This is a genomic window from Kaistia defluvii, assembly GCF_026343955.1.
In the GTDB taxonomy this organism is placed as follows: Bacteria; Pseudomonadota; Alphaproteobacteria; order Rhizobiales; family Kaistiaceae; genus Kaistia; species Kaistia defluvii.
In genome coordinates, this window is record NZ_JAPKNI010000003.1 from 287,847 (window position 1) to 302,175 (window position 14,329).

The 14,329-nt window shown below is 65.9% G+C and carries 17 protein-coding genes and 1 pseudogene; 13 read left to right on the top strand and 5 right to left on the bottom strand.

The window, feature by feature from the left end; translation table 11 throughout:
* Positions 1-48 precede the first annotated feature (48 nt).
* Both phbB and OSH10_RS09420 read right to left on the bottom strand, forming a co-directional pair.
* Complete coding sequence (gene phbB / locus OSH10_RS09415; protein ID WP_266331405.1) at positions 49-777, bottom strand: acetoacetyl-CoA reductase; 729 nt, start codon at positions 775-777, stop codon at positions 49-51.
* 57 nt (positions 778-834) lie between these two features.
* Positions 835-2,016 (bottom strand): acetyl-CoA C-acetyltransferase, encoded by a 1,182-nt coding sequence (locus OSH10_RS09420; RefSeq protein ID WP_266331406.1) that lies wholly within the window; start codon positions 2,014-2,016, stop codon positions 835-837.
* A 248-nt stretch (positions 2,017-2,264) separates the two neighbouring features.
* Between OSH10_RS09420 and phaR the strand changes: the two genes are divergently transcribed.
* The 3 genes from phaR (at position 2,265) to OSH10_RS09435 (ending at position 4,177) form a co-directional block, all read left to right on the top strand.
* Positions 2,265-2,870, top strand: coding sequence for a polyhydroxyalkanoate synthesis repressor PhaR (gene phaR / locus OSH10_RS09425; RefSeq protein WP_266331407.1), 606 nt, complete (start codon positions 2,265-2,267; stop codon positions 2,868-2,870).
* A gap of 188 nt (positions 2,871-3,058) precedes the next feature.
* Positions 3,059-3,442, top strand: a complete 384-nt coding sequence (locus OSH10_RS09430; RefSeq protein WP_266331408.1) for a YkvA family protein — start codon at positions 3,059-3,061, stop codon at positions 3,440-3,442.
* 255 nt (positions 3,443-3,697) lie between these two features.
* Positions 3,698-4,177: an invasion associated locus B family protein gene (locus OSH10_RS09435; protein WP_266331409.1), complete on the top strand. Its 480-nt coding sequence runs from the start codon at positions 3,698-3,700 to the stop codon at positions 4,175-4,177.
* Between the two features lie 22 nt (positions 4,178-4,199).
* Here the strand turns inward: OSH10_RS09435 and OSH10_RS09440 are convergent, their stop codons facing one another.
* Positions 4,200-5,237, bottom strand: coding sequence for a hypothetical protein (locus tag OSH10_RS09440; protein ID WP_266331410.1), 1,038 nt, complete (start codon positions 5,235-5,237; stop codon positions 4,200-4,202).
* Positions 5,238-5,506: 269 nt separating this feature from the next.
* On the opposite strand from OSH10_RS09440, the gene ffh reads away from it, so the two are divergent.
* The 4 genes from ffh (at position 5,507) to trmD (ending at position 8,953) form a co-directional block, all read left to right on the top strand.
* Entirely contained in the window at positions 5,507-7,051 is a 1,545-nt protein-coding gene (ffh, locus tag OSH10_RS09445; RefSeq protein ID WP_266331411.1) for a signal recognition particle protein, read from the top strand.
* A 59-nt stretch (positions 7,052-7,110) separates the two neighbouring features.
* Positions 7,111-7,473 carry a 30S ribosomal protein S16 gene (gene rpsP / locus OSH10_RS09450; RefSeq protein ID WP_266331412.1) on the top strand — a complete coding sequence of 121 codons (363 nt, stop codon included), beginning with the start codon at positions 7,111-7,113 and terminating at the stop codon, positions 7,471-7,473.
* Between the two features lie 188 nt (positions 7,474-7,661).
* On the top strand, positions 7,662-8,213 hold the full coding sequence (rimM, locus tag OSH10_RS09455; protein WP_266331413.1) for a ribosome maturation factor RimM: 552 nt from the start codon (positions 7,662-7,664) through the stop codon (positions 8,211-8,213).
* A 47-nt stretch (positions 8,214-8,260) separates the two neighbouring features.
* Positions 8,261-8,953, top strand: a complete 693-nt coding sequence (gene trmD, locus OSH10_RS09460; RefSeq protein WP_266331775.1) for a tRNA (guanosine(37)-N1)-methyltransferase TrmD — start codon at positions 8,261-8,263, stop codon at positions 8,951-8,953.
* Positions 8,954-8,955: 2 nt separating this feature from the next.
* Here the strand turns inward: trmD and OSH10_RS09465 are convergent, their stop codons facing one another.
* Positions 8,956-9,648, bottom strand: coding sequence for a TetR/AcrR family transcriptional regulator (locus tag OSH10_RS09465; protein WP_266331414.1), 693 nt, complete (start codon positions 9,646-9,648; stop codon positions 8,956-8,958).
* A 139-nt stretch (positions 9,649-9,787) separates the two neighbouring features.
* On the opposite strand from OSH10_RS09465, the gene OSH10_RS09470 reads away from it, so the two are divergent.
* The 6 genes and pseudogenes from OSH10_RS09470 to leuC all read left to right on the top strand — a co-directional run bounded on the left by OSH10_RS09470 (position 9,788) and on the right by leuC (position 13,896).
* Positions 9,788-10,252 (top strand): MAPEG family protein, encoded by a 465-nt coding sequence (locus tag OSH10_RS09470; RefSeq protein ID WP_266331415.1) that lies wholly within the window; start codon positions 9,788-9,790, stop codon positions 10,250-10,252.
* A gap of 23 nt (positions 10,253-10,275) precedes the next feature.
* Positions 10,276-10,767, top strand: a complete 492-nt coding sequence (locus OSH10_RS09475) for a cupin domain-containing protein (protein WP_266331416.1) — start codon at positions 10,276-10,278, stop codon at positions 10,765-10,767.
* Positions 10,768-10,955: 188 nt separating this feature from the next.
* A pseudogene (rplS, locus tag OSH10_RS09480) lies at positions 10,956-11,330 on the top strand (50S ribosomal protein L19); the annotation flags it as partial.
* Positions 11,331-11,408: 78 nt separating this feature from the next.
* Positions 11,409-12,221 (top strand): class I SAM-dependent methyltransferase, encoded by an 813-nt coding sequence (locus OSH10_RS09485; protein WP_266331418.1) that lies wholly within the window; start codon positions 11,409-11,411, stop codon positions 12,219-12,221.
* A gap of 57 nt (positions 12,222-12,278) precedes the next feature.
* Positions 12,279-12,413 carry a hypothetical protein gene (locus OSH10_RS09490; RefSeq protein WP_018183301.1) on the top strand — a complete coding sequence of 45 codons (135 nt, stop codon included), beginning with the start codon at positions 12,279-12,281 and terminating at the stop codon, positions 12,411-12,413.
* A 64-nt stretch (positions 12,414-12,477) separates the two neighbouring features.
* Positions 12,478-13,896, top strand: a complete 1,419-nt coding sequence (leuC, locus tag OSH10_RS09495) for a 3-isopropylmalate dehydratase large subunit (RefSeq protein ID WP_266331419.1) — start codon at positions 12,478-12,480, stop codon at positions 13,894-13,896.
* 72 nt (positions 13,897-13,968) lie between these two features.
* Here the strand turns inward: leuC and OSH10_RS09500 are convergent, their stop codons facing one another.
* Positions 13,969-14,271 (bottom strand): hypothetical protein, encoded by a 303-nt coding sequence (locus OSH10_RS09500; RefSeq protein ID WP_266331420.1) that lies wholly within the window; start codon positions 14,269-14,271, stop codon positions 13,969-13,971.
* Between the last annotated feature and the right edge of the window lie 58 nt (positions 14,272-14,329).

The window sequence follows — 14,329 nt, forward strand, 5'->3', positions numbered from 1 at the left end:
CTGAGCGCCGGCCTTTTTTATGAGCGATGGCAGATCCGCTGCCGGCGATCAGCCATTCGCCATGTACTGGCCGCCATTGATGGTGAGCACGGCGCCCGTCATGAAGGCGGAGGCGTCCGAGGCGAGATAGGCGACAAGGGCGGCGATTTCCTCGGCCTTGCCAAGGCGACCGACCGGAATCTGACCGAGAATCCCTTCCATCACCTTGGGCGGCACCGCCATCACCATGTCGGTATCGATGTAGCCGGGGCAGATGCAGTTGACCGTGATGCCCTTGCGGGCGTTCTCGAGCGCCAGCGCCTTGGTGAAACCGACGACGCCGGCCTTGGCGGTCGCGTAATTGACCTGGCCGAGTTGCCCCTTCTGCGCGTTGATCGACGAGATGTTGATGATGCGGCCGAAGCCGCGCTCGCGCATCCCTTCGATCAGCGGACGCGTCATGGTGAACATCGAATCGAGATTGGTGCGCATCACGCTGGACCATTGATCCTGGTCCATCTTGTGAAACCAGCCGTCCCGCGTGATGCCGGCATTGTTGACCAGCACCGCAACGGGCCCGACGGCCTGTTCGACGGCGCGAACGCCCTCCGCACAGGCCGCTGCATCGCTCACGTCCCACTGAAACACCGGGATGCCGGTCTCCGCCTGAAAGGCATGCGCCTTCTCGACATTGCCGGCGAAGCTGGCCGCAACCGTATAGCCGGCCGCCTGCAGCCCCTTTGACACGGCCGCGCCTATGCCGCGCGTACCGCCGGTAACGAGGGCGACTTTCCCCATGTGTTCCTCCCCAGATTGACCGGTTGAATTCCGGTCTCGATGAAATCCGCCGAAGCGTTAGCGCTCGACGGTAAGAGCAATTCCCATTCCACCGCCGATGCAGAGGGTGGCGAGGCCCTTCCTGGCGTCGCGGCGCGCCATCTCGTGCAGCAGCGTGACCAGGATGCGGGCACCGGAGGCGCCGATCGGATGACCGATGGCGATGGCGCCGCCATTGACGTTGACCTTGGCCGGATCCCAGCCGACGCCCTGGTTGACGGCGCAGGCCTGGGCGGCGAAGGCCTCGTTGGCTTCGATCAGGTCGAGGTCGTCGACCGACCATCCAGCCTTCTGCAGCGCCTTCTTCGAGGCCGGGATCGGGCCGGTACCCATCAGGGCCGGGTCGACGCCGGCCGTCGCCCAGGAGGCGATGCGGGCAAGCGGCGTGACGCCGCGCCGCGCGGCCTCGGCGGCCGACATCAGCAGCAGCGCCGCGGCGCCGTCATTCAGGCCCGAGGCATTGCCGGCCGTGACCGTCCCGTCCTTCGAGAAGGCCGGGCGCAGCTTGGCGGCGGCCTCCATCGTCGCGCCGGCGCGGATATATTCGTCCTGGTCGACGACGATGTCGCCCTTGCGGGTCGAGATCGTGAAGGGCGTGATCTCGTCCTTGAACTTGCCGGCCTTCTGCGCCGCCTCGGCCTTGTTCTGCGAGGCGGTGGCGAACTGGTCCTGCTGCTCGCGGCTGATCTGGAATTCGCGCGCGACATTCTCGGCCGTGACACCCATGTGGTAGCCGTTGAAGGCGTCCCAGAGGCCGTCCTTGATCATGGTGTCGACCATGTTCATGTCGCCCATCTTGGTGCCGGCGCGCAGATGCGCCGCATGCGGCGACAGCGACATCGATTCCTGCCCGCCCGCGACGATGATCGAGGCATCGCCGGTCGCGATCTGCTGCATGCCGAGCGCGACCGAGCGCAGCCCGGAGCCGCAGACTTGGTTGAGGCTCCAGGCGGTGGTCTCCTTGGGCAGGCCGGCCAGCATCGAGGCCTGGCGCGCCGGGTTCTGGCCCTGGGCCGCGGTCAGCACCTGGCCGAAAATCAGCTCGCTGACCGCTTCCGGCTCGGTCTTGCCCTGCTCCAGCGCGGCCTTGACCACGGCGGCGCCGAGCTGGTGGGCCGGAATATTGGCAAAGGCGCCGTTGAAGGACCCGACAGCGGTGCGCGTGGCGGCGGCGATGACGATGTCGTTTTCTGAAGCCATGGTGCTTTTCCTCGATCGGGGTTTGGCGACTGCCGGTTGAAACAATCAGAGACCGGGTGGCGGAGGCTGTCAATCGAGGCTCACGTTACGCGATTGTTGCAATGCATCGTTTGCGCAGCATGGGACTGACAATGCAGCGCACAATCAATTTGGTGGATTCCTGGAAAGCTCCTATCGTGGCGATGTGGGAGACAGGTTGCCCGGCGCGCCAGCCCGACAATCACGCAAGAGGGACGAGGGGAGCGATCATGACCAAGGAAAAAGAACCGACCACGATCAAGAAATATGCGAACCGCCGGCTCTACAATACCGGCACTTCGACCTATGTGACGCTTGAGGACCTCGCGAACATGGTCAAGGCGGGTGAGGATTTCGTGGTTTTCGATGCGAAGTCCGGCGATGAGATTACCCGGTCGGTGCTGACCCAGATCATCTTCGAGCAGGAGAACAAGGGGCAGAACCTGCTGCCGATCACCTTCCTGCGCCAGTTGATCCGCTTCTACGGCGATTCCATGCAGAATCTGGTGCCGACCTATCTCGATTTCACCATCGACAGCCTGACGCGCGACCAGGACAAGCTGCGTGGCCAGATGGCCAATGCCTTCGGTCCGAGCGCCTTCACCGCGATCGAGGACACCGTCCGGCGCAACACCGAGATGTTCGAGCAGGCGATGCGCATGTTCCTGCCGTTCAGCGGCGGACGCCCGGAACCGGCCGGCACAGGCCCGAACGGCAAGCCGGAGGCGCGGGCGGATAGCAAGCCGGCCGAGCGCGCCGATGGCGAGTTCGACCTGCTCAAGCGCCAGCTCGACGAGATGCAGAAGAAGATCGAGAAGCTGGCCGAGAAGGGCTGACGTCCCCTTCCGCCCGCAGGACATCGCCCCGGCCGCGACGCGGCCGGCGCCGGCGGGCGCGTGTCGCTCCGTCCGAGGAAACGTCGATTCGTTGCAGTCCGCCTCCCCAGTTCCTAAATGGATACCTGCCCTGGTCGGCGTGCGAATGTTTCGCCACCTTCCCGACGGGTCGATAAGGCTACTGGCACATGGCGAAGATTCTTCACGGTGACATTCTCGGCCCGGAAACGCCGGGCTCGAAGGAAGACAAGGCGCGCGCCGAGACGGTGCGCCGGGGCTTCTGGAAGAAATTCCGCGCCGCCGCCCGCCACATTCCCTTCGCCGAGGACGTGGCTGCGGCCTATTTCTGCGCCTTCGACAGCGCGACACCGATTCGGGTCCGCGCCACGCTGATCGGTGCGCTGGCCTATTTCGTCCTGCCGGTGGACGCCGTCCCCGACTTTCTCGTCGGCATCGGCTTCGCGGATGATGCAACCGTGCTGATGACCGCCCTGACCCTGCTGCGCGGTCACATCCAGCCGGCCCACTATGAAGCGGCGAAGCGGGCATTGGCCGGCGAAAAGCCGGCCTGACCCGGCCGGCGCCGCGCCTTTCGGGCGGGAGGGCCACACTCTCGCCCCATTGGCTCCACCTTCTCTCCCTTCGACTGTCTGGCTGGACGACGGGGTGGGCGAGATTCATGATTGGTTAGTGTTTCATGGATTGTTAACGGAACCCGCGCAGTTTGACGTAATTGCTCGGGTGAAGGATCCACCCGCCCGATCGTTTTCTGCAAATTTGGTGGGAAAAATATGAACGGAAAAAGGATCGCAACGGCAGCGCTCCTCATGGGTGCTTTGTTCGGTTTCGCAGCGACTGCGGCGGCGCAGACCCCGAAACGCATCGGCACGTACAAGGACTGGAGCTCCTACGCCTACTCCGACTCGCGTGGAAAAGTTTGCTACGCGGCCTCCCAGCCGAAATCCCAGGCTCCCCAGGGTGTCAACCGCGACCCGGCCTATTTCATGGTCACCGCGCGGCCGTCCGAGAATGTCCGCAGCGAGGTCTCCGTGATCATCGGATATCCCTTCAAGGAAGGCTCCAAGCTGACGGTCGATATCGACGGACAGAAGTTCTCGATGTTCACCAAGGATGATGGCGCCTGGATCGAGAACGCCGCGCAGGAAACCGCCATGATCGCGGCGCTGAAGAAGGGCCACTCGATGTCCGTCAGCGGCACCTCGCGCCGCGGCACCCAGACAAGCGACAGCTATTCGCTTTCCGGCGTCACGGCCTCGCTTGACGCATTGGCAAAGAACTGCCCCTAGGGTTTTCTGGCCCTCCAGAATTTCAAATGGCCGGGCTCGCCCGGCCATTTTCATGTTCAGCCGAGGGAACCCGCTCGCCGGCGGCGGCGAGCCGGGCCCGAAGCGGTGCGAGATGGTGCGCCGGCCGCAGCCGCTCGCGCAAATGCTCCGGCCGTGTCAGCGGCCCGTAGCGTTCCGCCCAGCGCACCAGATTGGCCGGATCGCGCACGGCATTCCAGTCGTCGACGATGACGATCGGCAGATCGGCAAAGAGCGGATCGAGCGGCGACGTCCTGGTAATCACGATCGAACCGAGCATCAGGGCCTCCCATGTGCGGTGGCAATCGAGGCCATGGCCGACCGCACTCAGGACGAAGGGATGGCCGGCATAGAGCCGCCAGATCTCCGTCTGGGAAACGCGCTTCGCCGGCACCGCGACATGCGGGCAGCCGGCAAGGACGCGAACGGCCTCCCGACGCTCCTCCGAATGGAGCCCAAGTCCGAGATCGCAGAAGACGCGCGGCGCCTGCAACTCGGGCGGCCTGCGCCCGCCCGCTCGCCGCGCAAGATGTCCGAGCAGACGCCGCGGACTGGCAAAGGGGCGGCGCGAATGCAGGTCGAGTCCGATCGGATAGGCACGAATCCGAGGGTCGCCACCGCCGCCGTCATGGTTCTGCGTCGCCCATGCCACGAGGTAGGGCGAGGCCAGCAGGGACCGGACAGTCTCTGGCGCCAGTTCCGACGGCACAGACAGATCGCCATCCGTCGTCACCAGGACGAAAGGCGCGCGGATCGTCGGCAGCGACTCGCGCGCGAAAAGATCGAGATCGCAAGTTTCGCCCCGACGGGCCGCCGTCCCGAGGCGCACCCATACCAGACCGCGGGCTCCCGCATAGTGCGCTCGGAAGAAGCCGGCCGGCTGGACCGCCTCGGTGTGGCCGAGCCAGTAATCCTCCGGACCTGCCACGTCGCAGAACTGCGCGATCCCCTTCGACCAAAGGCAATCGAGCGGCGCGGCGCCCGGGCGGGGCGCCCGGAAGGTCAGCTCCGTGATCCAGCGTCGAATGGCACGTCGGCTCATAGGCAATCCCCCCGCCTCACCCCCGATACTCGCGCCGCAGGCTACCCGCTGATACGGTGGATACAAGCGGCAAGACGGCTCTTTGATTGACTCGGCCGACCGTTCCGCGTTAAAAGCCGCCAAATTCTCGCGAAGAGGTATCCTCTGAGCCGCCGACCGGGACCCGATCCCGGAGGTCAACGTCCGCCAGCGCGTCGCGCCCGCGGGCGCTGAACGTCTTTGGGAATTCGGCGGATCGGAAGCGGTCCATTCGAGGAAGAGCGGAACGGATGTTCGACAACCTTTCAGAACGCCTCTCAGGCATTTTCGACAAGCTCACCCGTCGCGGCGCGCTGTCGGAAAGCGACGTCAACGAGGCGATGCGCGAAGTTCGCCGCGCGCTGATCGAGGCCGACGTCGCTCTCGACGTCGTGCGTTCCTTTACCGACAAGGTCCGCTCGCGCGCCATTGGCGCAGATGTCATCCGCTCGGTGACACCTGGCCAGATGGTCGTCAAGATCGTTCACGACCAGTTGGTCGAGATGCTGGGCGCCGAAGCCGAGCCGATCGACCTCAACGCGCCCGCCCCCGTCGCCATCATGATGGTCGGCCTCCAGGGCTCGGGCAAGACGACCTCGTCCGCCAAGATCGCCCGCCGCCTGACCCTGCAGCAGAAGCGCAAGGTCCTGATGGCGTCGCTCGACGTCCGCCGCCCGGCGGCCCAGGAACAGTTGCGCATCCTCGGCGAGCAGAACGGCATCGACACGCTGCCGATCGTCGCCGGCCAGTCGCCGACCGACATCGCCACGCGCACCCTCCAAGCCGCCCGCCTCGGCGGCTATGACGTCGTCATCCTCGACACTGCCGGCCGCACGCATATCGACGAGCCGCTGATGGTCGAGATGGCCGACATCAAGGCCATCGCCAAGCCGCACGAGATCCTGCTCGTCGCCGACAGCCTGACCGGTCAGGACGCCGTGAACCTTGCCCGCTCGTTCAACGAGCGCGTCGGCATCACAGGCATCGTGCTGACCCGCGCCGATGGCGACGGCCGCGGCGGCGCGGCGCTGTCGATGCGCGCCGTCACCGGCAAGCCGATCAAGCTGATCGGCACCGGCGAAAAGGCGGACGATCTCGAGGACTTCCATCCCGGCCGCATCGCCAACCGCATTCTCGGCATGGGCGACATTGTCTCGCTGGTCGAGAAGGCCGCGCAGAACATCGACATGGAAGAGGCCGCCAAGGCGGCCGAGAAGATGCGCAAGGGCATCTTCGATCTCGACGATCTCGCCGCCCAGCTTCGCCAGATGGAGAAGATCGGCGGCATGTCCGGCATGCTCGGCATGCTGCCGGGCGTCGGCAAGATCAAGAAGCAGCTCGACGGCGCCAATCTCGACGACAGCATGATCAAGCGCCAGGTCGCGATCATCTCGTCCATGACCAAGGCCGAGCGCCGCAATCCCGACATCCTCAAGGCCAGCCGCAAGAAGCGCATCGCCGCCGGTTCCGGCTCGAAGGTCGAGGACGTCAACCGCCTGCTCAAGATGCACCGCCAGATGGCCGATATGATGAAGGCCATGGGCAAGCAGAAGGGCGGCGGCATGCTGGGCAAGATGATGGGCGCCCTCGGCAGCGGCATGGGGGGCATGCCTCCCGGCGGCATGGGTGGCGGCATGCCCAACATCGATCCGGCCCAGCTGGAAAAGCTTGCCAAGCAGATGGGTGGCGGCGCCGGCCTGCCGCCCGGCCTCGGCAAGGGAATGCCCGGCCTGCCGGGCCTCGGCGGCAAGCTGCCGGGCCTGGGCGGCATACCCGGCCTCGGCAAGAAGAAATAATCCGTACGGACCCCGGTCCCTAACCCTTCAGAAGATCTCGCTTTAAAAGGAAGAAAAGCATGTCCCTCAAGATCCGTCTTTCCCGCGGTGGCGCCAAGAAGCGTCCGTTCTACCGTATCGTCGTCACCGATGCCCGTTCGCCGCGCGACGGCCGCTTCATCGAGCGTATCGGCACGTTCGATCCGATGCTGGCCAAGGACGCCGCCAACCGCGTCGTGCTCGACCTCGACCGCGCCAAGCATTGGCTGTCGGTCGGCGCCCAGGCGACCGATCGCGTCGCCCGCTTCCTGAGCGATGCCGGCGTCGTCAAGCGCGACCCGCGCAACAACCCCGAGAAGGCCGTCCCGGGCAAGAAGGCCCAGGAGCGCGTTGCCGAGAAGGCCAAGAAGGCCGAAGCCGCTGCTGCCGCCGCTGCCGAGTAATTCAGGGATCCGTCCCTCGCCATTCCCTCTCCCGCACGCGGGAGAGGGTTTCTGCCGACGCGCCGCCCTGCCTGATGACGGCCGCCGGACGTCCTGCCCGCCCAAGGTGTGTATTCGACCGGGATCGGGCCGCCTGCTTCCCATGCAGGCCCCTATCCGGCCATGACCGCTGACAGAAAGACTCGCCGATGCCCGCTCCGGACCCAGACCAGGTTCTCCTCGGCCAATTCGGTGCCGCCCACGGCATCCGCGGCGAGATCAAGATCAATTCCTATACCGAGGAGCCGCTCGGCATCGCCGATTACGGCCCGTTCACCCTCGATGACGGCCGCGCCGTCGAGATCGATTCCGTTCGCATGCAGGGTGATGGCGTCGTCGCCCGCATCAAGGGCATCTCGGATCGCAATGGCGCCGAGACCCTGCGCAACCGAAAGCTGTTCGTCGAGCGCGCCGCCTTGCCGGAACTCGAGGAAGAAGACGATTTCTACCACGCCGACCTGATCGACCTGGCGCTCGAGCTCACCGATGGCAGCGCCTATGGCAAGATCGTCTCGGTGCAGAATTTCGGCGCCGGCGACCTGATCGAGATCGAGCCGGCCGCGGGCGGCAAGACCTTCTACCTGCCGTTTACCCGCGCCATCGTGCCGACCGTCGACATCAAGGCTGGTCGCGCCGTGGTCGTGCCGCCGCCCGAGACCGAAGCGCGCCCGGAGGACGGCGAGCCCGAGTCCGAGGCGTGAGCGATTCGTTGGCAGACGCGCCCGGCGCGGCGACCGTGACGCCCGGCCTGGGCGGTCGCTGGCGCGCCACCATCTTGACCCTCTACCCGGAAATGTTCCCGGGCCCGCTCGGGCAGTCGCTTTCCGGCAAGGCGATGGCCGAGGGCAAGTGGTCGCTCGACGCGGTCAACATCCGCGATTCCGCCACGACCAAGCACCGCAATGTCGACGACACCCCGGCCGGCGGCGGGCCGGGCATGGTGATGCGCGCCGATGTGGTCGCGCGCGCGCTCGATGCCGCGGCGCCGGCCGACGACCCGCGCCCCCGCCTGCTGATGAGCCCGCGCGGCAAGCCGCTCGACCAGGCACGGGTGCGCGAACTCGCTGCCGGCCCCGGCGCGCTGATCCTCTGCGGCCGGTTCGAGGGCGTCGACGAGCGCGTCATCGAGGCGCGCCAGCTCGAGGAAGTCTCGATCGGCGACTACGTGCTCTCGGGCGGCGAGCTTGGCGCCATGGTGCTGCTGGATGCCATCGTCCGCCTGCTGCCCGGCGTCATGGGCGGCGCGGAATCCGGCACCGAGGAGAGCTTCGAGGGCGGCCTGCTCGAATATCCGCACTACACCCGCCCGCGCGAATGGGAAGGCCGCTCCATTCCCGACGTCCTGCTTTCCGGCGATCACGCGGCGATCGCCAAATGGCGGCGCCAGCAATCCCTCCGCATCACCGCCGAGCGCCGGCCCGACCTGCTCGACAAGGGCTGATCTCAGCTTTCGCCGGCGGGGCTGACGGCCGCTTCGAACACCCGGGCGAAGCCTTCGACGAGTTGCTCGTCCGAATAGAGCAGCGGATCGTCCATCGGCTCGACCATGCCCTTCATCGTCAGCAGGCCGATCGCCGAGAGATAGGCGAGGAACGCCATCAGGCGCGGTTCCACAGCCGCGCGCGGCGGCCGCTCGCCCTGCTCCTGGCGCAGGACGTTCGTCGCTTTCGCGAACAGCAGGTCGTTGAGCGGCCGGATACGGGCGAACTGCTCGCGATCCCAACGGATGGCGCCGGCGCCGGCGACCTGACCGAACAGGAAGGCAAGGCGGAAATCGTCGAGCCGCGGCGCGAAGGAATCGACCGTCCCGCCAAGGATGGCCCGCAGCGCGCCACCGCCGTCGGCAGCCTCGTCGACCCTTGCCTCCACCGCCTTCGCCTGCGCCTCGATCACGCCATGCACGAGTTCGAAGGCCAGCGCGTCCTTGGAAGGAAAATAGTAGTAGAGCCCGGTCTTCGACATCCCGACCTCGCTCGCGACCGCGTCGAGGGTCATCGCGCCGATGCCGTCGCGAAGCAGCACGCGCCGGGCCCCCGCCAGAATTTCCTCGCGCGACTGGTCGCGCTTGCGCTCGCGCCGGGCCGCCCGCGCGGCTGTCTTGTCATGCCCCTGCTCGTCCGATTCCGCACTCGTCACGCTCGCCACTCTCCCGACTGCCGCACTCGATTTTACCAGAATTCCAAAAGTTGTCCCACGTTTGACTTTTTCGAACAACGGTCTAAAATTCAAATCATAGTCGTTTGGGATGTCGGATCGCCGATCGGAGGAGCTGGCAATGGACGGGCTGAGTTTCGACAACCCGCTATTCGCGACCTATGCGATCGCGGCGACGATCCTGATCCTCAAGGCAGCCGCCATGGCCTGGCTGGTTGTCTTCCGGATGATCCGGGAAAATGGCGGCTTCCGCTCGCCCGAGGACACCCGCAAGACCCTCGCCAACCCGAACCCGCATCCGGACCAGCTCGCACCGAACGAGCGCGTCGAGCGGCTGCGGCGCATCCAGCTGAACGACCTCGAGAGCCTTCCCTACTTCTTCGTGGCCGGCTTCCTCTGGATCCTGACCGAGCCCTCGCTCGTCCTCGCCCAATGGCTGTTCTATGGCTACGTCCTGACCCGGCTGGCGCATTTCGTCGCCTATCTGACCGCGCAGATCCACGACATCCGGGCGCTGCTCTGGACCCCGGGCTCGCTGATCCTGATCTACATGGCGGCCAGTACGCTCGTGACCGCGCTCTTCTAGGCTCGATCGAAAGGGAGATGGAAATGACCGTTCAGGACCCGATCGCCGGATCGCAGGCCAAGCCCGCGATGCGTGATTTTCTGTCGCTGCCGACCTGGATCCACGCTGGCCGGAACGAAAGCGGCGGATCGCTGAGCCTGGTGGAACAGATCATTCCGCCCGGCTTCACCTCGCCCTGGCATGTCCATCACGACGAGGACGAGTCGTTCTTCGTCATGGCCGGCGAGATCACCGTCTACGCCTCCGGCCGCGCCCGGATTGTGGGAGCCGGCCAGTTCGCCTTCGGCCCCCGCGCGCTGCCGTATGGCTTCCGCGTCACCGGCGCGGAACCGGCCAGGCTCCTGCTCATCACCACCGGCTCCGGCTTTGCCGATTTCGTCCAGGATGCCAGCGATCCGATCGCGGACGGGGTCGCGATCGAGCCGCACGAACCGGACATAGCCCGCGTCATCGCAGCGGCCGAGCGGCACGGGCTTGCCATCCTAGGCCCGATCCCCGACCTCGCTGCCGCATGAGGTGAGGACGAGACATCCGGTCCGGGTCGGCATCATGCCGGCACGGGCACGGCAGCGCTGGACTTTCCGGCCCGCTTCCTGTACACGCGCGCCATCCGAAGCCTTCAACGGCTAAGGAACAATAACTGAAAACAGCGCACCGAAACGCTAGCGGTCCGAAAAGGGCCGCATCGGCAGGAGTTGAGACTATGGTCAATATCATCGAACAGCTCGAGAAAGAGCAGCTCGAAATCGTCGCCGCCATGCGTGCGGTTCCCGAGTTCCAGCCCGGCGACACCGTCAAGGTCAACGTGAAGGTTGTCGAAGGCACCCGTTCGCGCGTGCAGGCCTATGAAGGCGTCTGCATCGCCCGTTCCGGCGGCGGCCTCTCGGAGAGCTTCACCGTCCGCAAGATTTCCTATGGCGAAGGCGTCGAGCGCGTCTTCCCGGTCTATTCGCCGCTGATCGCCGGCATCGAAGTCGTCCGCCGCGGCAAGGTTCGCCGCGCGAAGCTTTACTACCTGCGCGATCGTCGCGGTAAGTCGGCTCGTATCGTCGAGCGGACCGAGCCCCGCAAGGAGAAGGCGAAGGCTTGAGTCCTTCGACTTCCAGAATTGCGAAGGCGGGTCCCAGCGACCCGCCTTTTTTATTGGGAGAAGACCATGGATCGCTTCAAGCAGAGCAACCGCGCCAATTGGGACGAGCGCGCCGAGATCCATGCGCAGGACCGGACCGGCTTCTATGCGATTGACCGCTTCCTCGCCGGCGAGGACGTGCTCTATCCCATCGAATCCGCCGAGATCGGCGCGGTTGACGGGCTGAAGCTGGCGCATTTTCAGTGCCACATCGGCATCGACACGCTCTGCCTCGCCCGCCGTGGCGCCATCGCCACCGGGCTCGACTTCTCGCCCCAGGCCATCGCCAAGGCGCGGGCGCTTTCGGCTCGCTCCGGCGTTCCGGCGGACTTCGTCGAGGGCGAGGTCTATGACGCCCCGGACCTGCTCGGCACGGATTTCGACATGGTCTTCACCAGTTGGGGCACGATCACCTGGCTCGACGACATCCGCGCCTGGGCAAAGGCGATCGCCGGCACGCTGAAGCCGGGCGGCCGGCTCTACTTCGCCGACAACAGCCCCGCCATCGCGACGCACGAGGAAATCGACGGCGTGATCCGGCCCCATTACGACTGGCGGTCCGCGCGCGAAAAGCCGCAGCGCTTCGACTCGCCGACGACCTATACCGGCGACGAGACGCCGCTGGTCACCGACTTCACCTATGAGTGGATGCGCGGCACGTCGGACGTGATCGACGCCCTGCTCCGAGCCGGAATGCAGCTCGACTTCCTGCGCGAGCACGAAGTGTTGCCTTTCAAGCTCTTTCCGATGATGGTCGATGCCGGAGACCGCATGTTCCGCTTGCCGGCCGGCATTCCGCGCATGCCGCTCGCCCTGTCGCTCGGGGCGACGAAACGCTGACCGACCGGTCATGATCCGAATTGTCGTTCCGGCAATTGACTGCTATTTAGAACCGCTATGAACAGCCCCTTCGCCCGCATCCATCAGCCGACGACCGCCGAATTCGCGGCGCTGACGGATCATGCGCGGCTTCCCTGGCGGTTTTTCGCCCGTCTGCTGGCAACCGAGGATCGCGGTTCCGATCGACTTTGACGGGGCAGTGGCCCCGAACGATCGCCCCTCGCGCAAGCAATTTATCCTTCAGGAAGAAGACGTCATGACCACGTCGAACGGCAATCCCCGCACTCTCTACGACAAGATCTGGGACGACCACGTCGTCGAGAAGAACGACGACGGCAACACCATCCTCTATATCGACCGTCACCTCGTGCATGAGGTGACGAGCCCGCAGGCCTTCGAAGGCCTGCGCATGGCCGGCCGCAAGGTTCACCAGCCTAAGAAGACGCTGGCCGTCGTCGACCACAACGTGCCGACGACCGATCGCACGCATGGCATCGAGAACCCGGAATCGGCGCTGCAGGTCGCGACGCTGGCCGAGAACGCGGCCGAGTTCGGCGTCGAATATTATTCCGAGCTCGACCGCCGCCAGGGCGTCGTCCACATCGTCGGCCCAGAGCAGGGCTTCACCCTGCCCGGCATGACCATCGTCTGCGGCGACAGCCACACCTCGACGCATGGCGCCTTCGGCGCGCTGGCGCATGGCATCGGCACGTCGGAGGTCGAGCATGTGCTCGCCACCCAGACGCTGATCCAGACCAAGGCCAAGAACATGCTGGTCACGGTCGATGGCGTCGCGCCGGAGGGCGTTTCGGCCAAGGACATCGTGCTGGCCATCATCGGCGAGATCGGCACCGCCGGCGGCACCGGCCATGTGATCGAATATGCCGGCGAAGCGATCCGTGCCTTGTCGATGGAAGGCCGCATGACGGTCTGCAACATGTCGATCGAAGGCGGCGCCCGCGCCGGCCTTATCGCGCCCGACCAGACGACCTATGACTACATCAAGGGTCGCCCCAAGGCGCCGACCGGCGAGACCTGGGAACAGGCGCTGCGCTACTGGGAAACGCTCAAGTCGGATCCCGGCGCGCATTTCGACACCGAGTTGCGCCTCGACGCCGCCAGCCTGCCGCCGATCGTCACCTGGGGCTCCTCGCCCGAGGACGTCGTCTCGATCGCCGGCGTCGTGCCGAACCCGGACGAGATCGCCGACGAGAACAAGCGCAAGTCCAAGTGGCGCGCGCTCGAATATATGGGCCTGAAGCCCGGCACCCGCATGGTCGACATCCCCGTCGAGCGCATCTTCATCGGCTCCTGCACCAATGGCCGGATCGAGGATCTGCGCGCTGCCGCCGCGATGATCCGTGGCCAGACAGTGCGCGAGGGCGTCAACGCGATGGTGGTGCCCGGTTCCGGCCTGGTCAAGGAGCAGGCCGAGGCCGAGGGCCTGGACGTGCTGTTCAAGGCCGCCGGCTTCGAATGGCGCGAGCCGGGCTGCTCGATGTGCCTGGCCATGAACGACGACCGGTTGAAGCCGCATGAGCGCTGCGCCTCGACCTCGAACCGCAATTTCGAGGGTCGCCAGGGCTTCAAGGGCCGCACCCATCTGGTGTCGCCGGCCATGGCCGCCGCCGCCGCGATTGCCGGCCACTTCGTCGACATCCGCAGCTGGCGCTAAGCCGCCGGCACAGCCGACAAAAAAGGGGCCCGGACGTCACCGTCCGGGCCCCTTCTTCATTCTAGACCACTGTTACCAGCGCGGGCCGCCATGGCCACGCGTGTAGTAGCAACGCTCGCCGACCACGACCTTTCGCCACTCCATGCGGCCGTGGCGCCAGACCTTGCGCTGCTTCACCACCGGGCGGCAGACGCGATGACGCTTATTGCCCCAGCCGTGGCCGCCGCGCGGACCATTGTCCCAGCCGCGACGGTCCTGACGGCTGTGGTGCGGTTCGCCGCGATGCCAGGCGAGCGCCCCACCCGTCGAAGCGGCGAGCGTGCCGGTGGCAAGGACGAGGGTCGTCGCAACGGCAATCATGGTTTTCTTCAGCATCGAAAACTCCCTTGGTGACGGTCAGGCCGACGGCCGGCCTGCTGCGTCTATCAAGGGC